This window comes from Amycolatopsis sp. NPDC003676, assembly GCF_053587275.1.
The window spans coordinates 12,768-30,919 of sequence record NZ_JBSFNS010000017.1; the positions used below are offsets into that span (position 1 = coordinate 12,768).

Below are 18,152 nucleotides of genomic sequence, written 5' to 3' on the forward strand. Positions count from 1 at the left end.
CGCGAACAACCGCCGAAAAGTCAGCCGAGCATGAGGAGGACTTGCAGCTCGCCGACGAGGAACCCGATCACGCCGCCGACCGCGATCAGCTTCCACTCGTCCTGCCGGAACGCCGGCCGCAGCAGGCCTTCGAACTCCAGCGGCGTCAGCGCGAGCATCCGCTGCTCGACCATTTTCGCGACGTCCATCGCCTCGGTCAGGTACCCCTCGGCGTACCGCGCGGTCAGCGGCATCTCCGCCAGCGCCCGCTGCGCCGCGGCGTGCTTCATCTCCTGCAGCCGCTGCGCCCCGACAGCGAGCGCGACCACCGGTTTCGCGGCGCTGACCTGCGCGTCCACCGCGTGCCCGACGGCGCGTTCGACCATCGCTACGAGCCGGTCCGACTTCGGGCCGCGCAGCAGGGCGTCGAGCAGATTCGGGACGGTCAGCACCTCACTGGCGACCAGTTCGCCGTACTGCCGGGCGACCTCGGCCCGCCGCCGCTGGAACTTGCCCTGCAGGATGACCCGGCCCAGCCGCACCGGCTCGCGCGGCAGGAAGATCATCTTGATCGCCAGCCAGTCGGTGAACAGCCCGATCGCGCCGCCGAAGATCGGCAGCACCAGCGGCTGCCGGGTGAAAGCCCACACCAGAGCCTGAACGAGACCGAGCACGAAGCCGAAGACGATCCCGGCGCGCGCGATGAACGTCATCTCCGGCCGGGACGTCTCCCGGATCAGCCGGACCAGCAGCGCGCGGTCGCGAGTGAGCCGTTCGACCGTCATGTGCCGGACGTCGAGGACCTCGTCCAGGTTGTCGCGGACCTCGTCCAGGAATTCCCGCACCAGCTGCGGCGTGCTGGCCTGCACCTGTTTGATCAGCAGTTCCTGCGCGATCGTGGGCATGACCTCCCACAGCCGCGGATGATGCTGTTCGAGGACGTCGCGGGCGATCCCGTCGACCGCGCGCAGCAGCGGCTGCTCGAGTTCGCGGGTGATGATCACCGGGTCGACGCGGGCGAAGACCTCTTCGATGTCGAGCAGGTTCGCGGTGAGCAGGTCGGTCGCGATCGCGGCCATCCGCCCGCCGTGCTTCGGCACCACGCCCTGCCAGCCGAGGAACGGCCGGATGCCGACGAATTCGAGCGGGCGGAACATCATCTCGATCGCGACGCGCTTGGTGACGTAGCCGATCAGCGCGGCGACGAACGGCATCGAGACGTACACCGGCCAGTGCCGCGCGAAGTCGTCCAGCACCGCGTCCACCGGGTCTCCCTCCCCGCTCCGGAAGGAAACCGTATCGCGTGCGCTCTCACCCGAGGAGGAGCAACGCCTGCAGCTCGCCGACGAGCCCGCCGATCACCGCGCCGACCGCGATCAGCTTCCATTCGTCCTGCCGGAACGCGGGCCGCAGCAGCTGCTCGAACTCGAGCGGGCTGAGCCGGCGCATCCGGTCCACGATCGTGTTGCGGACGTCGAGCGCGTTGATCGCGTACGACTCCGCGTGCCGGATGGTGTCCGGCACCCGCTCGGCGGCCTTCGCGGCGGCGACCTGCTTCATTTCCTGGAACCGTTTCGTGCCCACCGCGATCGCGACGAACGGCTTCACGACGCTCGCCTGCGCGTCGATCGTCTTCTGCACCTCGCGGCTGATCAGCGAGAACAACCGGTCCGATTTCGGCCCGCGCAGCACGGCTTCCAGCAGATTCGGCACGGTGATGATCTCGCGCGCGATCATGTCGCCGTAGTCGGCGGCCACCTCGTCGCGGCGCTTCTGGAACACGCCCTGCCAGCTGTAAAAGCCGAAGAACCGCTTCGGCTCGCGCGGCAGGAAGATCATTTTGAGGGCGAGCCAGTCGGTCAGCCAGCCGATCGCGAGCCCGAACAGCGGCAGCACGATCGGCGAGCGCGTCAGCGACCACACGAGCAGCTGCACGCAGCCGAGAATGAACCCGAACCAGATGCCCGACCGCGCGATGAACCGCATTTCCGGGCGCGAGATGTCGCGGATCAGCCGGTTGAGCAAAGCCTTGTCGCGCACCAGGTTCGTGACGACCATGTGCTTGAGGTCGAGCACGTCCTCGATGTTCTGGGAAATCTCGCGCATGATCTTCGTGATCGCCCGCGGCGCCTCTGCCTGCACGCGTTTCAGCAGCAGTTGCTGCGCGCCGGACGGCAGCATTTCCCACAGCCGCGGCTGGTAGGTCTCCATCACCTCGCGGGTGACGTCCTCGACCACGCGCAGCAGCGGCTGTTCGATCTCTTTGGCGACCTGCGCCGGGTCGAGCCGGGCGAAGATCTCCTGCGGGTCGACGAGGTTGGTGGTGAGCATTTCGGTCGCGGTCGTCGCCATCCGCTCGGCGTTCGCGGGCAGCACGCCCTGCCAGCCGAGGAAGGGCCGGATGCCGACGAATTCGAGCGGCTGGAACATCATCTCGATGGCGACGCGCTTGGTGATGTAGCCGATGAGCGCCGCGATGAACGGCATGGAGACGTACACCGGCCAGTGCTCGGCGAATGTGTGCACGCGCGTCCCCTCCGTGTTGCCTACGGAACGGTAACCCGCGCGGTCAGTGGAGGAGGAGCAGGACCTGCAGTTCGCCGACGAGCCCGCCGATCACCGCGCCGACCGCGATCAGCTTCCATTCGTCCTGTTTGAACGCAGGACGGAGAATGCCCTCGAACTCCAGTGGCGTCAGCTGCTGCATCTTCTCGACGATCGTGTTGCGGACGTCGAGCGCGTCGGTCGCGTAACTCTCGACGTGCTTGACGGTCTCCGGCAGATACGCGATGGCCTTCTCCGCGGCGGCCTGCTTCATCTGCTGGTACTCGCGCCCGCCGACAGCCAGCGCGACCAGCGGCTTCGCCAGCCCGGCCTGCGCGTCGACGGTCCGCTGGACTTCCCGCGTGACAAGCGCGAACAACTTGTCCGCCCGCGGCCCGGTCAGCACCGCCTCCAGCACATTGCCCGCGGTGAGGACCTCTTCCGCGATCAACGCACCGTAATCCGCGGCGACCTGCGCGCGGCGTTTCTGGAACATTCCCTGCCAGGTGAAGAACAAGAACCGCCGCGGCTGCCGCGGGTAGAAGATCATTTTGAGCGCGAGCCAGTCCGTGACGAAGCCCGTGACGAAACCGAAGACCGGCATGATCACCGGTTGTTTCGTGAGCGCCCACGCGATGAGTTGGACGAGCCCGATGACGAATCCGAACCCGATCCCGCTGCGTGCGATGAACCGGAACTCGGGCGCCGCGACCTCGCGGATCAACCGGCAGGTGAGCGATTTGTCCCGGACCATGGCGTTGATCAGCATGTCGTTGACGTCGAGAACTTCGTCCACATTGGCCGACACTTCCCGCATCAGCCGCTTCACGACCACCGGCGCCTGCGCGCGGACGCGGTCCACCAGCAGTTGCTGAGCGCGGGCGGGCAGCATTTCCCACAGCCGCGGCTGATAGGTCTCGAACACCTCGCGGGTGACCTCGTCGACCGCCTTCAGCAGCGGTTCTTCCAGCTGCGCGACCATTTCCTCCGGATCGAGCCGAGCGAAGACCTCACGCGGGTCGAGGAGATTCTTGGTGAGCAGATCGACCGCGGTGGTCGCCATCCGCCGCGAGTTGGCCGGGATGACGCCCTGCCAGCCGAGGAAGGGCCGGATGCCGCGGAACTCGAGCGGCCGGAACATCATCTCGATCGCGACGCGTTTGGTCAGGTAGCCGATGAGCGCCGCGATGAACGGCATGGTCGCGTACACATGCCAGTGCGCGGCCAGGTCGGCGGCGATGGCTGAAAGGTCCATGCGTCTGCCCCGTTCGCCCGCGCGGTAGGTCGAGGGGACAGGATGCCATGCGTGACGTCGGGTTTCGCGCTTCGTAATACAGCCGTTTGGCGGTACGTGCCGCAGGTGCCCCGATCACTAAGGTAGCCCGATGGTCGCGCCCGAAAAGCCGCAGCACCCCGCCTTTGCTGTTACCCGCAAGGGTTACGACCCCCACCAGGTCGACGCCCGCATCGCCCAGCTGACCAGCGAACTGAACACGACGTCCCACGGCCGTGACGAGGCGGTGGCCACGGCGGGCGAGCTCACGAAGGCGCTGACGACAGCCCAGTCAGAACTGTCCGAGGCGAAGGCAGCGCTAGTCCGCGTCACCTCGAGCCCGGCGGGTGCCGGCGCGATCTCCGAGCGCGTGCGGATGATGGTGCAACTGGCCGAGGAGGAAATCGCCGACCTCCGCCGCTCAGCGGAAGCAGACGCGACCTCAACGCGCGGCGAAGCGGACCGCTACGCGCACGAAACCCAACGGGCAACGGACAAAGCGGCTAAAGAAGCGGAAGCGGAACGCCAGCGCTTGCTGACGGAGACCCACGCCGACCTCGCCGCGCGCTCGGAGGCTCTGGACGCCCGAGTCGCGGCCGCGGAGAAGGATTTGGCCGCGCGACAGGCGGACCTTGAGTCGCGGATCGCTGCTGCGGAAGCGGATATCGCTACTCGCACTGCCGCTGCCGACGAGGAGATCGCGACTCGCCTGGCGGATCTGGAAGCTCGGCTTAAGGCGGGCAACGAAGACATCGCCACTCGCACTGCGGCGGCGGACGAGGACATCACCACCCGCACAGCTGCGGCCAATGAAGACATCGCCACCCGGACCGCCGCGGCCGATGCGGAGATCGCGTCCCGCACCGAGGCCGCCGACCGCGCTCGCGCCGAAGCCGACGAACTCGCCGCAACCGCCCGAGCCGAGGCAGACCAATCCTCCGCAACGGCCCGCGCCGAAGCAGATCAAGCGGCGTTGGCAGCCCGCACCCAAGCCGACGAAGCCGCGGCCGAAGCCCGTGCCAAGGCAGACGCCGAATCCCAACACGCCCGTCTGGCCGCGGACGCCGAAGCCCGCCGAATCCGCGACGAGAAGGATGCGGAAGCCCTCCGCGTCCGCACCGAAGCCGACGAAGCAGCCGCCCGGGCCCGCGCCGAGGCCGACGCTGCCGCCGAAGCCGCCCGCCTCGCCGCCGACGAAGAATCGGCCCGCGTCCGCGCCGAAACCGACGCCGCCACCGAAGCTGAGGCCGCCAAAGTCCGAGCCGAAGCCGACCGTCGAGCGTCGGAAGAGATCGCGGTCAAGAAGGCGCAGGCCGAGACCGCTCTCGCCGACGCTCTCCAGAAGCAAACCGAAGCCACCGAATCGCGCACCCTGGCGCTGGACCTGCGGACCAAGGTCGCCGACCGGATCGCTGCCACTAATGAGGCCGTCCAGGAGGCATTGCGCTTTCTCGGTACGCAGGAAGAGGAAGCCGCCGCTGCGGAGCCTCCGCAGGCTGTGGTTGACGCGCCTTCGCCGACTGGCTCGCCCGCACCCGCTCTGCCCCAGCCGACTCCGCGCCCAGCCGCATCCGCCACTCCAGACGCCCCGGCGGCCGCGGACTCGCAAGCTGCCAAGCCCGGAGACCCGCCCGCCCCTCGGACCGGCAACGGCAATGGCCGCCGCCCCGGACGCCCTCGCGCGGGCCGTTCCTGACCCGCCCCAGCCGACTCCGTGCCCCGTCGCATCCATTGCTCCGGACGCACCGGCGGCTGCTCCGGACACGCCGGCGGCCGTAGGCCCGCAGCAACTGCCAAACTCGCTGAATCGCTGGCCTTTCGCATCGGCAATGGCAACGGCCGTCGCCCGAGTTGCCCACGCGCGGGCTGTTCCTGACCTGCTGTCCTGATTCCTGTGACACTCCGGGCGACCGAGCGCTACATGGCCAGAGTTTGTCCTGAGACGGTGCCAGAGTTGATGGCGTCGTCCGCCGAAGTGACGTCGACGCCGGACGCAGGGCCGGTAATTCCCCGCGCGCGAACTCCTTCGGCCGTTCCATGCTGGTGCTGTCCAGTGGATTCCGTGGCTGGAACAGGACAGCAGGCTGAATCGCGCCAAGGGGAATGAGACGCTCGCGCCTACCCGAGATCGTCAGGAGTTCCGGATGTCCGTGCCACCGGGTTTCCCCGCACCGACCCCCGCGTTGGTCCGCCGCCGGGCGAACTTTCCGGCTGGGACGGTCGCGGCTGCCCTCGCTGGTTGCACAGCGATCGCGTTGGTGTGGTTCGTCTTCGCGAACGTGCTGATCGGCGGCCCGGTCGGCGAGTGGGCGGGCATGGTGTGGACGAACGTCGTGTGCGGCCTGCTCTCCGCGTTCGCCGTGGTCGTGCCCGCCGGTTTCCTGCTCGCGCGGCACGTCTGGGCGGCATGGACCCTGTTCGGGCTGTGCCTGCTGTACGTGGTCGTGATTGTGGCCGTGCCGCTGCCAGCGGGTACGAGTTTCGTCGCGCACCTCGACTTCGTGCTCGGTTTCCACAAGAGCAACGGGGTGCCAATCGGTCTGGCCGCCATCGTCGCGTTCCTTGCCGCGATCGCCGCGCTCGTCTCCGCGACGGTGCGGTCGCCGCGCCGCTGACCCGCTAGCGGAAGCCAACCCCCGCGCACACCTTCCTCCGGCCGCCGCCCATCCCGCAAAGGCCGACCAAGCACCGAAGCTAAGTCTCGCAACTACCCCAGCCGCATCACCCCGCCGCCACCGTGAACAGTTCCTCGTCAATCCAGCCGCGGTCCCGCAACTCCCGGCAAAACCGTTGGTACGAAGCCAACAACGCCGCGCCCTCACGAGGGTCCGGCTCGACGAGCGACCCCACCGGCATCTCCTTGCACACCGCGCTCAGGCCGCCCGGCGTGCATCCGGCCGCCGCAAGGAGCGCCGCGCCGTAGCCCGTTTCTGCCTGCGGTGCCACTTGCAGTCCAAGCCCGCTCACCGTAGCCCGGATCTGAGTCCACAAAGGACTCTTGCTGCCGCCGCCCGCCGCGAGGAGCGGTTCGCGGACCGGGACACCCAGTCGTCGCAGGTGATCCAGTGCTAGCCGTTCCAGGAAAGCGACTCCTTCCAGCCGAGCCCGGTGCAGCTCGACCTCGTCGGTCGGAATACCTAGGACGAAGCCTTCCGCGTCGCCGTGTGCGAAGGGGAAACGTTCTCCCTTGCGTCGCAGCGGGAACGTCACCACCTCGGCCGGTCCGCGAGCCGCGGCGGCGGCATCCAGTTCGGCTAGCCGGGGACTGTCCGAAACGGACTCACCGCCGTTATTCGACGCGCCGCCTGGCAGCCACCAGCCGTCTGGATGCCGATGGCTGTACATGACTCCGGTGGGGTCCGGCACCAATGATTCTGTGACACCCTTCAGGACATAAGTGGTTCCAAGAATTCCTACGAACCGTCCCGGCTCGACCGCGCCTGCGGCCAGTTGCCCCGCGCATCCGTCCGTCATGCCTGCCACCACGAGACATCCGGCGGGCAACCCGGCCGTCGGCGCCGAGACCTCGCCGAGCACGGTGGTCGGCGCGACCACCGGCGGCAGCATTCCGTCCGGCACGCCTAATCCGGCGAAAACCTCGGACGGCCATTCCTCAGCCAGCGGGTCGTAGCCGCTTTTGAGCGCGTGCGACCAATCCGCCGCGACCGGATGTCCGGTCAGTCTCGCCGCGATCATCTCCGGCGTGTGCCGGACGGCCACCGCCTCGGTATGTTCGGCCAGCCACGCGATCCGGCCGGCTGCCGCGGTCGGCGAGACTCCTGAACCCAGTTTCCGCCACCGGTTGGCACCGAGTTCCACGGCTTTCGCGTTGTAGTCCGCGCCGCGCCGGTCGTCGTACATCAACGCGGGCGTCACCGGTTCGCCTGAGGCATCGACTCCGACGATCGTCCCGGACGTCGCCGCGATCGCCACCGCCGAGACTTCCGCGCCGCGTCCGGGCAAAGCGGCAGTGACCTCGTTCAGCACCGAACAGACCGCGGGCCACCACGCCGACGGATCCTGTTCGCTGCGGCCCCCGCCCGCGCGCACCGGCGCCGGCAGCAACGCCGATGCGGTGGCGAGGACCGAGCCGCCGCGCACCGCGAAGGCGCGAACCCCCGCGGTGGCGACGTCGATGCCGACCGAGACCTGCTCGTTCACGCCGTGCTGACCCTTTCTTCGACGTCCTGCAGGCTGCCGTCGGTCGCGAGCGCTTTCTCGGTTTCCTCAGGCAGTTTCAGGAATCGCACCAGCACCGCGGCCACCAGGTACAGCGCGGCGAAGATGATGACCACCCCGGCGGCACCGGCCGGCCCGAGGAACAGCGACACGATCGCTGGCCCGACGAACGCCGCCGCACCCGCGCCGAGGTTCAGCAGAGCCATCGCGCCGCCCTTGTGCTCCGGGGCCAGCGACGGCAGCAGTGCGGAGATCGGCACGAATCCGGCGAGCGTCGCGCCGTAGAGCGCGCCGACGATCAGCGCGAGCCAGTAATACTGCGCGCCCATCGCGACCGGCACGAAGTACAGCAACAGGATCGAGATCGCGCAGCCGATCGCGCCGAACCAGAAAATTGTGGTGCGCCAGCCGATCCGGTCGCTCAGCACGCCGAAGATCAGGTTGAAGAAGATGTTCGTCCCGTAGATCACCGACACCAGCAGCAGCCAGCGGCTCTCCCCGAACCCGATCTGGGAGATGAAGATCGTCGGGAAGAACACCAGCATGCCGAATTCGGGCGCGGTGTTGATGACCCGCACGATCATGCCGACTCCGACCCGCGGTTTCTTCCACGCGATCGACACACTGGAAACCAGGCTCTGCACCGGTTTCACGTCAGGCGGCGCGAGCCTGCGGTATCCGGTGCGCTGCCGGACTCCGAGCACCGCCACGAGTCCGCCGATGCCGAGCAGCACGACCGCCACCCACAGCGTGCCGTAGTGGCCGAACAGCGGGTTGGTGAAGCTCGCGACGAGCGCGCCGAGCGTGGGGAGGCCGCCGGTGAAGGCGAAGTAGAACCAGCCGACTGCCGCGCCGAGCCGCGCGACCGGAGCCACCGCGGTGATCCACACCAGGAAGCCGAACGCGAACATCGGATAGCCGAATCCGCGGATCCCGTAGCAGATCAGCATCGCCGCGTAGTTTCCGCCGGCGAGGCCGAGCGTCAGGAACAGCGCGTCGAACACCAGCCAGATGACCAGGCCGATGATCATCACCCGCCGCGGCCCCCACAGTTCGGACAGCGCGCCCGAAAGCCACGACGCCAGCATCACGGCGATGCCGTACACGGTGATCACGTACGACGCTTTGATTTCCGTGCCCGCGCCGTTGTCCGCCATGTACGGCGCGATGAAGCCGGACTCCACTCCGTCGCCGATCATGAACAGGAGCAGACCGACATACCCGAGGAACAGGGGCGCGGGCAGCCCCCATTTCGTGAGCAAGCGCCCGAAGCCCGACTTGGGCAACTCCGCTGTTGCCGACTCGTTCATACACGCCTCCATGACGTCGAGATCAAACGTATCATGGACTGTGTGAACTTCGCACGCAAGAGTGTTATGAAGTCGATCAGTTGTCGGGATGTTCGGCGACCTGCACCTCGACCCGGCTGCGCAGCTCGTCGACGTAGTGCGGATCGGCCTCCTCGTCCACGATCAGCAGGTCGTAGTCGTCCAGCGGGGCGAGCCGGTGCAGGGCCGTGCGCTTCATCTTGCTGTGGTCCATCAGCAGCACCTTGTGCCGTGCGCTGGCCAGCATGGCCCGCTTGATCATCACGATCTCGGGCTCCTGGTGGAAGCTCATCGACGTGCTCATCGCCGAGGTCGACACGAACGCGATGTCGACCGAGAGCCGCTCGATCGACTCGATGCTCTGCATGCCGAGGAACGAGTCGTGGGTGGGCGAGTAGTCGCCGCCGATGCAGATCAGCCGCAGCTCGTGCACGTTCTTGAGGACGTCGATCGCGGCGAGGTAGTTCGTGGCGACGGTCAGCGGCGTCACGTCGACCAGCAGCCTGGCCAGCGCGAGCGCGCTCGTGGAATCGTCGAGCAGCACCGACATTCCGGGCTCGACCTGCTCCACCGCGTGCATCGCGATCAGCCGTTTCGCGTCGACGTGCGCGTTCATCCGGTATTCGGCGTTGCTCTCGAACACTGTCGACGGCATCGCCGAGACCCCGCCGCGGTACTTCCGGACCAGGCCGCGCCGCGACAGCTCGTCGATGTCCCGGTGCACCGTCATCATGCTGACGCCCAGCAGGTCAACGAGCTCGCCGATGGTCGCCGAACCCTGCTGGAACACGTGCTCGGTCAGCCTCTGCTGACGGTTCTCGCGGGGGTGCGCGGCAGGCTTTTCGCTCGACATGCCGTGATTATCGCGGTTCCACTGGGAGGTTGAAGCGCACCAGGGCAGTTCGGTCACCGCTCACCTCCAGTTCGGTGACGGCCGCGTTGTCCAGGCGCGGAAACACGCTGCGGTAGCGGGACAACGGGATGCCGAGCAGCTGGCACAGCGTGAGCCGCAACAGCGTGTTGTGCGCGACGACCAGTGCGATTCCGCTGGTCGCGGCAGCAATCGCGCGGATCGCGCGCGCCCCGCGCTCGGCCGCTTCGGCCGGATCGTCGGCACCGGGGAACGCCCCGGCGATCGGGTCGGCGAGAAAGCGTTCGACCGCCTCCGGGTCAGTCTGGCGCACCTCGTCGCGGGTGCGGCCCTCGGCGATCCCGAAGTAGGTTTCCCGCAGGCCGGGGACGATTTCCGGGACCAGTTCAAGTGCCTCGGCCGCCGGTTCGATCGTGCGCCGGGCACGTCGTTGCGGCGAGCAGAACAACCCGTCCGGTTTCACCCGGCGGGCGTACGCGGCCAGCGCGTCGGCCTGGCGGATCCCCTCCTCGGTCAGCGCCACCTCGCTGGTGCCCGCGTAACGGTTCTCCGCGTGCCATTCGGTCTGCCCGTGCCTGGCCAGCAGCAGCCGTGCGCCCACTCGTGCCCTCCTTGTGTGTGAACACCCTTGCGAACTTCTCAATCTCGCTGTTAATTTAACATTGCTCGTGTGAAACGGGCTCGCTCTCTGAAGGGATCTGGTGGATGACGCTCGACGCGGTGGTGTTCGACCTCGACGGTGTCCTGGTGGAAAGTGAACACCTCTGGGAGGAGAACTGGGTCGCTTTCGCCGCTCGCCACCAGGTCGAGTGGACGGCGGAGGACACGGCCTCGGTACAAGGCATGAGCGCGCCCGAATGGGCCGGCTATCTCGCCCGCCGGTGCGGGGTGCCGGACCAGGCGGACGAGGTGGAACGCGCGGTGGTCGACGGCATGATCGCCTCGATCGACGCGGGAGAAGCGCCGCTGCTGCCCGGTGCGGGCGCGATGGTCCGAGAGGTCAGCGAGCGGGTCCCGGTCGCGCTCGCGTCCTCGGCCGCCCGCCGGGTGATCGACGCGGTGCTGGAAAAACACCAGCTCACCGGCGAGTTCACCGCGACGGTGTCCAGCGCCGAGGTGGCGCGGGGCAAACCGAACCCGGACGTGTACCTGGAGGCGGCGGCCCGGCTCGGCAAAGCGGGCAGCGAGTGCCTCGGGGTTGAGGACTCCAGCAACGGCATCCGGGCGGCGGCCGCTGCCGGGCTCACCGTGATCGCACTGCCCAACCCGACCTACCCGCCGAAGCCGGACGCGCTGGAGCTGGCCAGCGCGGTGGCGGCGAGCAATGACGACGTCCGACTGAAGCTCCTGGCCTACCTGGCCGGCGAGCCGGTGGCTGTGAAGGACTGAACCATGACCACCTTGGGTTCCCCGGACACGTTCAAGCGGCAGTGGCTGGACGGGTTCGTCACCGCGTACGGCCGCACGGTGCAGAAGGTGCCGGATGCCTACGGCGTCGTTCGCCGCGAGGCTCCGGAGAGCCCGAAGGTCGCGGTCGTGATCGGCGGCGGTTGCGGGCACTACCCGGCGTTCGCCGGTCTCGTCGGCCCTGGCCTCGCGGACGGCGCGGTGGTCGGAGACGTGTTCACGAGCCCGAGCGCCGAGCAGGTCTACCGCACGGCGCGGGCGGCGGACAACGGCGCTGGCGTCCTCTTCGGCTTCGGCAATTACCAAGGCGACGTGCTCCACTTCGGACTCGCCGCCCGCAGGCTGGCGGCGGAGGGCATCCCGAGCCGCACCATCCTGGTCACCGACGACATCGCGAGCGGTCCGGCGACCGAACCGGAGCGCCGCAGGGGCGTGGCAGGCGATTTCCTCGTCTTCAAGATCGCGGGCGCGGCGGCGGAGCGCGGTTACCGCCTCGACGCGGTGCACGAGGTCGCGGCGAAAGCGAACGCTCGCACGCGGACGTTCGGCGTCGCGTTCGGCGGCTGCACGCTGCCCGGTGCGGACGCGCCCCTGTTCACCGTCGCGGACCAGGAAATGGAGCTGGGCCTCGGAATTCACGGCGAACCGGGTGTGCGCACGGTGGGCCGGTTGTCCGCGGCGGAGCTGGCGGACGAACTGGTCGACGGCCTCCTGCCCGAGCTTCCCGAGGGTGACGGCCGGGTGGTCGTGCTGGTGAACGGGCTCGGCCGCACCAAATACGAGGAAATGTTCGTCACCTACACCCGCGTGCACGAACGGCTCGCCCAGGCCGGGCTCAGCCCCGTGCACTCCGAGGTCGGGGAGTTCGTCACGTCGCTCGACATGGCCGGGGTTTCGCTGTCGATCCTGGTGCTGGACGACGAATTGGCCGAGCTGTACGCCGCGCCGTGCGACACCCCGGGCTATCGCACCAGCGGCGCCGAACTGGCCACGGTCGAGCTTGAGTCCACAGTGGACGAATTGCTGACCGAGGAGGCTCCGGGGGCCAGCGTGGTCGACCGGGTTCTCACCGCGGCTTTGCGCAGCATCGAGGAGAACGAAGCCGAACTGGGCAGGCTCGACGCGGTGGCCGCGGACGGAGACCACGGGCTCGGCATGACTCGCGGAATGCGTGCCGCTGTCGCAGCCGCTCGGCGTGAACCGGACACGGTTTCCGGTGCGCTGCTGGCCGCCGGGACAGCGTTCGCCGATGCGGCTGGCGGTGCCTCGGGTGCGTTGTACGGCGTGCTGCTGGCGGAAACCGGAGCCGGTCTGAGCGGCGTGGCCGCCGAGGACATCACCACGGCGATGCTCGCCGACGCGGTCGACGGTGCGGTTCGGGCGTTCTGCGAGCTGGGTAAGGCCGAACCGGGCGACAAGACGATGCTCGACGCGATCGAGCCGTTCCGGGCCACGCTGCGAGAGCAGACGGGCTCGGAAGTAGTTCAGGCATGGCGGAAAGCCGCTGGAGCGGCTGTCGTAGCCGCGCGGGAGACCGCGCACTTGCGTCCGACAAAGGGACGCGCCGCGCGGCTCGCGCAACGGAGCGAGGGCCATTCGGACCCGGGTGCGGTGTCGTTCTCGCTGCTGGTCACGGCTGTCGGCGAGGAGCTGGAAAGGAGCGCTGACTGATGCGCATCGTGGTGGCGGCGGACAACGCCGGGGTCGAACTGAAGAATCAGCTGCGCGACCTGCTGCAGGCCGACGAACGGGTCACCGAGGTGACCGACCTCGGCGTGCCGGACGCGGCGGACGACCGGGCGTACCCGTTGCTGGGGCTGGCCGCGGCGGAAGCGATCGCCCGCGGCGAAGCAGACCGCGGCGTCCTCGTGTGCGGCACCGGCATCGGCATGGCGATCTCGGCGAACAAGGTTCCCGGCGTGCGGGCGACGGTCGCGCACGATTCGTACTCCGCCGAGCGGTCGATCAAATCGAACGACTGCCAGGTGATCACCTTCGGGGCCCGCGCGATCGGCCCTGAGGTGGCGAAGAAGATCGTGGCCGAATGGGTCGGATACCGCTTCGACCCGGCGTCGGCCAGCGCGACCAAGGTCGCGCACATCACCGAATACGAGAACGCCCACTGACCAAGGCGTCCGTCGTGGCGCACAATCGGCACAGAGCGAGTGAGGGAGCAGAGTTGCACATTCTCGCTGCGGGAGACCACTTCGTCAGCCCCGGCCTGCTGGCCGGAGCCGTCCGCGCGGAACTCGGCGGCGACCACGAGGTCGCCGAGCTGACGCTGCCGTGGCCGGTCGAGCCGTTCGGGCCGGTCGGCAACGTGCTGGAGGCCAGCGGTACCGAAGACCAGGTGATCGAGGCACTCGCCGGTGCCGAGGCCGTCGTCACGCAGATGGCTCCGTTCACCAAAAAGGTCTTCGCCGCCGCACCGGAGCTCAAGCTCGTGTCGGTGTGCCGAGGCGGGCCGGTGAACGTCGACCTCACCGCCGCCACCGAGGCGGGCGTCGCCGTCACCTACGCGCCGGGTCGCAACGCGGGCGCGGCGGCCGAGTTCGCCGTCGGCATGATCCTCGCCGCGATGCGGCGGATCTCGACGTCCTCGGCGGAACTGCTCGCCGGTACCTGGCGCGGCGACTACTACGCCTACGACCAGGCCGGGCTAGAGCTGGGCGGTACCACCGTCGGCCTCGTCGGATACGGCGCGATCGGGTCCCGGGTCACCAAGGTGCTCGTCGCGTTCGGGGCGAACGTCCTGGTGGCTGACCCGTACGCCGACCGTGCCGCGGTCGAGGCCGATGGCGCACAGCTTGTCGAGCTGGACGAGCTGCTCCGGCAGAGTCGCGTCGTGAGCCTGCACGCACGGCTCACCGAGGAGACCCGGCACCTCATCAACGCGAGTAAACTCGACCTTCTGCCGGAGGGCGCGGTCCTCGTGAACACCGCCCGCGGCGGCCTGCTCGACTACGCGCCGCTGCCCGAGGCTCTGCGTTCCGGTCGGCTCGGCGCGCTCGCGCTGGACGTCTACGACGTCGAGCCGCCGCCGGCGGACTGGGCGCTGCGCGATGCGCCCAACGTGATCGCGACCCCGCACCTCGCCGGCGCGAGCAGGCAGACCGCTGAGCGGGCGGCCGCGATCGTCGCCGCGGAGGTCGGCCGGTACGCGCGCGGCGAGCAGCTCGCCAACCTCGCGAATCCTGAGGTGCTGGAGCGACGGCCGTGATAGTCGGGGTCGACATCGGGACGTCGCTCACCAAGGCCGTGGTGTTCGACGAGGACGGCAGCTCCATCGCGAGCGCGTGCACGCCGTCCGAGGTGCACCACCTTTCGGGCGGCCGGGTCGAGCAGGATCTCGACCAGGTCGTCGGCACGGTCGCGACGGTGGTGCGCGAGGTCGCGGCCGCGCTGCCCGAACCGGTGTCCGCGTTGGCGTTGACCGGACAGGGCGACGGGCTCTGGCTCCGCGACGAGACGGGCGCCGCGGTGCACCCGGCCATCTCGTGGCTCGATGGCCGGGCGAACACGGTGCTCGCGAAATGGCAGGCTGACGGCGTGACTGCGGAAGTCTTCCGCCGCACCGGTTCCGGCATGTTCCCCGGCTGCACCGCGGCCATCATGTCCTATTTGGACACTCATGAGCCGGAGGTGCTCGACCGCGCCGCGGTGGCCGGATACTGCGTCGACGCGGTGCTGCAGCGGCTCACCGGCGAGATCACGGTCGACGTTTCGGATGCCTCGCTGCCGTTCTTGAACCCGGCCACCCGCAGCTACGACGATGGTGCGATCGAGGCCTGCGGTCTGGGCCATCGCCGTTCCCTGTTCGCGAAACCGGCCCCGGCGAAGTCGGTCTTCCGCCTCGACCGGCGCGGTGCCGATTTGCTCGGGCTGCCAGTAGGACTGCCGGTCACCGCAGGGCCTTTCGACCTGCCGGCCAGCGCAATCGGGGCTGGCGTACGGAAACCGGGCGACGGAATCCTCACCGCAGGCACCACGCTCGCCTGCCAGGTGCTCACTGCTGATCCCGCTTTCGACCCTGAAGCGGAACCGGCGGGCATGTTCCTGTGCACGCCCGACGAGCACGAATACCTGCACGCGATGCCAGCGATGGTCGGTACGGCAGGCATCGATTGGGCCTGCGAATTGCTGGGCATCAGCGTCGAGGAAATCGACCCGCTGCTGGCGAGCAGCAAGCCAGGCGCTCGCGGGGTACGTGCCCTGCCGTTCCTTTCGGTATCCGGCGAACGCGCGCCGTTCGTCGACGCCGGAGCGCGCGCACAATTCTCCGGGCTGAGCCTGGAAACCGGCCGGGCCGATCTGGTGCGGGCGCTCTGCGAGTCGATCGCTTACGCCGCACGGCATTGCTTTGAAGCCGCCGGCCTGTCGGGGCAGCTCTATGCCTGCGGCGGAGGAGTCCGCTCGCCCGAATGGCTGCAGATTTTCGCCGATGTACTCGGCCGTCCGGTCGTGATCCCGAGCGACCCCGGCGTCGGCGCCCGCGGTGCTGTGCTCACTGCCGCGGACGCGCTGGGAAGGCCGTACGATCGGGATCGCTGGGCCGCGAACTCGCGAACGGTCGAGGCCCGGCCCGAAAATGTGGCTGATTACGAGCGCGGTTACGCCGACTACCAGGCTTCCCTGTCTGCCGCGCGCGGACTGTGGAGGCTGTGAATGATCCTGGAGAACGAGCGTGCCGCAGTGTGCGAGTACGCCCGCCGCCTGACCGCGGACGGCTTGGTCGTCGGCACGTCGGGCAACGTGTCCGCGCGGGCAGGCGACCTGGTCGCCGTCACCCCGACCGGCGTCGACTACGCCGCCCTCACGCCCGCCGACATCCCCGTAGTGGACCTCGACGGCAACCCCGAGGACGGTTCCCTGAAGCCGACGAGCGAACTCCCGATGCATCTGGCCGTGTACACCCGGGCCGTCGATCCGGAGTCCGCCCCGGTGAACGCGGTGGTGCACACGCATTCAGTCCACGCCACCGCAGTGTCCACTTTGGTCACCGAAGTCCCACCGATCCACTACATGCTCGCGGCCATTGGCCCTACCGCCCGTGTGGCCCCGTACTCGACCTACGGCACCACCGAGCTTGCCGACGCCATGCTGGAGGCCTTGGCCGATCGCCGAGGCTGCCTCCTGGCGAACCACGGCACGATCACTTACGGCGACTCGTTGTCGAGTGCGTATAGCCGTGCTCAGCAATTGGAATGGGTGTGCCAGGTGTGGCTGGTGGCCCGTTCCGCTGGTAGCCCGGGTTTGTTGCCGCCAGCGGAAATCGAGCATGTGGTGGAGAAGCTGAAGGGATACGGCCAACGCTGACTGATCATTGCGAGGGCGGCGGTCCGCCTTGGCCGCCTTGGCCCGGCGGATACCCGGGCTGGGGCGGATACCCAGGCTGGGGCGGGTATCCAGGCGGTGGAGTGGCTGGTGCCGCCGGGTAACCGTTCTGCGGCAAGGGATTCCCCGGCGCGGGCGGCGGCATCGGGTACCCAGCCTGAGCAGGAGTCCAGGGCTGCGGTGAAGATCCGGGTTGCATAGGAAACCCGGGCTGTGCCGGAGCCCCGGGCTGACCCGGAGCCCCGGGCTGACCCGGAAACCCGGGCTGGCCCGGATACGCGGCTCCCGGCTGAGGTGCGTACCCGGCTGGTGGGACCTGCCCGGCGTATCCCTGCGGCGGGAGCTGCGGTGCCGTCCAAGCCGCCGGACCGTGGCCCGTTCCGGCAGGTTGTGCGCCCGGAAGAACCTTGGCGACCGGAGGCAGCAGCATCGCGATCGCCGTCAGCCCGGCGACGACAGCCGCGATGCCCGTCTGAAGTTCCACGACGGCAAGCACGTGCCGCGAGAGCAAACGCGACAGCGAAACAATGGCCACCACCGCCTGCAGAACCGCGGGCACCACGAGAAAACGCGCCGGGCGGAGACCTCGCGTCGCGAGCAATGCCGCTCCAGGCAGCACCGCGATACTCAGCACAGCCAGCAGCGGATGCACGTAGCTGCCGCTGTCCCAACCATGATTGATCATGGTCGCGGCTTCGGCCCACAGCACGACTATCTCGCTGAGCCCGAGCACTCCGGCGAGCACCAGAGCAAGGTTTCGCGCCTGTTTGGTTGGTCCGGGCATACCGGGATAACCCATACTTCCCCCTCCGTGGTCCTCTTACGGTAGCGGGACGAGCGCCCCCATGCCCGCCCGTGCGAACTGCGTAGCCAGCCGTTGCGGCAACGGATTCGGGTACAAAATGATCGACGCGAACGGCGACGGCGTGTAACCGGCCCCGCCGTTGCTCTGCAGGTGCACGCTGACGTGCACGTTGCGGTCAGCGGGAATCTCGAACGACACCGCGCCCCAGGAAACGACGTACTGCCGGCCGTCGATCCCCACGAACGGGATGTACGCGCCGGCGTGGAAAATATGCGTGGAAATATCGATCGTGAGCAACCGCCGAGGCCCATTGTGCGGGTCGACGTACGGGATCACGTTCGGAGTGGAAGCCAAATCTGGCGGCTCGGTCTGGTCGGTCATCGTTCCGGGCCTCCCGGTAGGCAACGGGCGAAGTTTACCCTCGGCGTACGG

The 18,152-nt window shown here is 68.6% G+C and carries 17 protein-coding genes; 8 read left to right on the top strand and 9 right to left on the bottom strand.

The features are described 5' to 3' along the window. Positions 1 to 20: 20 nt before the first annotated feature. The 3 genes from ACWDNU_RS13710 to ACWDNU_RS13720 all read right to left on the bottom strand — a co-directional run bounded on the left by ACWDNU_RS13710 (position 21) and on the right by ACWDNU_RS13720 (position 3,778). On the bottom strand, positions 21 to 1,244 hold the full coding sequence (locus tag ACWDNU_RS13710) for a DUF445 domain-containing protein (RefSeq protein WP_449669047.1): 1,224 nt from the start codon (positions 1,242 to 1,244) through the stop codon (positions 21 to 23). A gap of 46 nt (positions 1,245 to 1,290) precedes the next feature. Further along, positions 1,291 to 2,466 (bottom strand): DUF445 family protein, encoded by a 1,176-nt coding sequence (locus ACWDNU_RS13715; RefSeq protein WP_449669114.1) that lies wholly within the window; start codon positions 2,464 to 2,466, stop codon positions 1,291 to 1,293. Between the two features lie 82 nt (positions 2,467 to 2,548). Beyond that, the gene (locus ACWDNU_RS13720) at positions 2,549 to 3,778 is read right to left on the bottom strand and encodes a DUF445 family protein (RefSeq protein WP_449669048.1); all 1,230 of its coding nucleotides are present in this window, start codon (positions 3,776 to 3,778) and stop codon (positions 2,549 to 2,551) included. 130 nt (positions 3,779 to 3,908) lie between these two features. Between ACWDNU_RS13720 and ACWDNU_RS13725 the strand changes: the two genes are divergently transcribed. Next, positions 3,909 to 5,492: a hypothetical protein gene (locus ACWDNU_RS13725; RefSeq protein ID WP_449669049.1), complete on the top strand. Its 1,584-nt coding sequence runs from the start codon at positions 3,909 to 3,911 to the stop codon at positions 5,490 to 5,492. A 448-nt stretch (positions 5,493 to 5,940) separates the two neighbouring features. Then, positions 5,941 to 6,411 carry a hypothetical protein gene (locus ACWDNU_RS13730; RefSeq protein ID WP_449669050.1) on the top strand — a complete coding sequence of 157 codons (471 nt, stop codon included), beginning with the start codon at positions 5,941 to 5,943 and terminating at the stop codon, positions 6,409 to 6,411. A 106-nt stretch (positions 6,412 to 6,517) separates the two neighbouring features. On the opposite strand, the gene ACWDNU_RS13735 is transcribed toward ACWDNU_RS13730, so the two are convergent. The 4 genes from ACWDNU_RS13735 to ACWDNU_RS13750 form a co-directional block, all read right to left on the bottom strand. Next, entirely contained in the window at positions 6,518 to 7,957 is a 1,440-nt protein-coding gene (locus ACWDNU_RS13735; RefSeq protein WP_449669051.1) for an FGGY-family carbohydrate kinase, read from the bottom strand. Continuing rightward, entirely contained in the window at positions 7,954 to 9,285 is a 1,332-nt protein-coding gene (locus ACWDNU_RS13740; protein ID WP_370933647.1) for an MFS transporter, read from the bottom strand. The genes ACWDNU_RS13735 and ACWDNU_RS13740 overlap by 4 nt, the downstream gene beginning before the upstream one ends. A gap of 76 nt (positions 9,286 to 9,361) precedes the next feature. After that, a complete protein-coding gene (locus ACWDNU_RS13745; protein ID WP_370933648.1) occupies positions 9,362 to 10,156 on the bottom strand; it encodes a DeoR/GlpR family DNA-binding transcription regulator in 795 nt (264 codons plus the stop codon). Positions 10,157 to 10,163: 7 nt separating this feature from the next. Then, a complete protein-coding gene (locus tag ACWDNU_RS13750; protein WP_449669052.1) occupies positions 10,164 to 10,775 on the bottom strand; it encodes a histidine phosphatase family protein in 612 nt (203 codons plus the stop codon). 104 nt (positions 10,776 to 10,879) lie between these two features. On the opposite strand from ACWDNU_RS13750, the gene ACWDNU_RS13755 reads away from it, so the two are divergent. From ACWDNU_RS13755 to ACWDNU_RS13780, 6 genes are read left to right on the top strand one after another with little or no spacing between them, the layout of a single operon-like run. Then, complete coding sequence (locus tag ACWDNU_RS13755) at positions 10,880 to 11,563, top strand: HAD family hydrolase (protein ID WP_449669053.1); 684 nt, start codon at positions 10,880 to 10,882, stop codon at positions 11,561 to 11,563. 3 nt (positions 11,564 to 11,566) lie between these two features. Beyond that, complete coding sequence (locus tag ACWDNU_RS13760; RefSeq protein WP_449669054.1) at positions 11,567 to 13,252, top strand: dihydroxyacetone kinase family protein; 1,686 nt, start codon at positions 11,567 to 11,569, stop codon at positions 13,250 to 13,252. Further along, positions 13,252 to 13,707 carry a ribose-5-phosphate isomerase gene (locus tag ACWDNU_RS13765; RefSeq protein ID WP_067576815.1) on the top strand — a complete coding sequence of 152 codons (456 nt, stop codon included), beginning with the start codon at positions 13,252 to 13,254 and terminating at the stop codon, positions 13,705 to 13,707. Before ACWDNU_RS13760 ends, ACWDNU_RS13765 begins: the two co-directional genes overlap by 1 nt. Positions 13,708 to 13,760: 53 nt before the next feature. Further along, positions 13,761 to 14,801, top strand: a complete 1,041-nt coding sequence (locus tag ACWDNU_RS13770; protein ID WP_449669055.1) for a 2-hydroxyacid dehydrogenase — start codon at positions 13,761 to 13,763, stop codon at positions 14,799 to 14,801. Further along, positions 14,798 to 16,246, top strand: coding sequence for an FGGY family carbohydrate kinase (locus ACWDNU_RS13775; RefSeq protein ID WP_449669056.1), 1,449 nt, complete (start codon positions 14,798 to 14,800; stop codon positions 16,244 to 16,246). Before ACWDNU_RS13770 ends, ACWDNU_RS13775 begins: the two co-directional genes overlap by 4 nt. Continuing rightward, the gene (locus tag ACWDNU_RS13780; RefSeq protein ID WP_449669057.1) at positions 16,247 to 16,897 is read left to right on the top strand and encodes a class II aldolase/adducin family protein; all 651 of its coding nucleotides are present in this window, start codon (positions 16,247 to 16,249) and stop codon (positions 16,895 to 16,897) included. It abuts the gene before it with no gap. Positions 16,898 to 16,901: 4 nt separating this feature from the next. On the opposite strand, the gene ACWDNU_RS13785 is transcribed toward ACWDNU_RS13780, so the two are convergent. Next, positions 16,902 to 17,699 (bottom strand): hypothetical protein, encoded by a 798-nt coding sequence (locus ACWDNU_RS13785; protein WP_449669058.1) that lies wholly within the window; start codon positions 17,697 to 17,699, stop codon positions 16,902 to 16,904. Positions 17,700 to 17,735: 36 nt separating this feature from the next. Next, a complete protein-coding gene (locus ACWDNU_RS13790; protein WP_449669060.1) occupies positions 17,736 to 18,101 on the bottom strand; it encodes a hypothetical protein in 366 nt (121 codons plus the stop codon). Positions 18,102 to 18,152 lie beyond the last annotated feature (51 nt).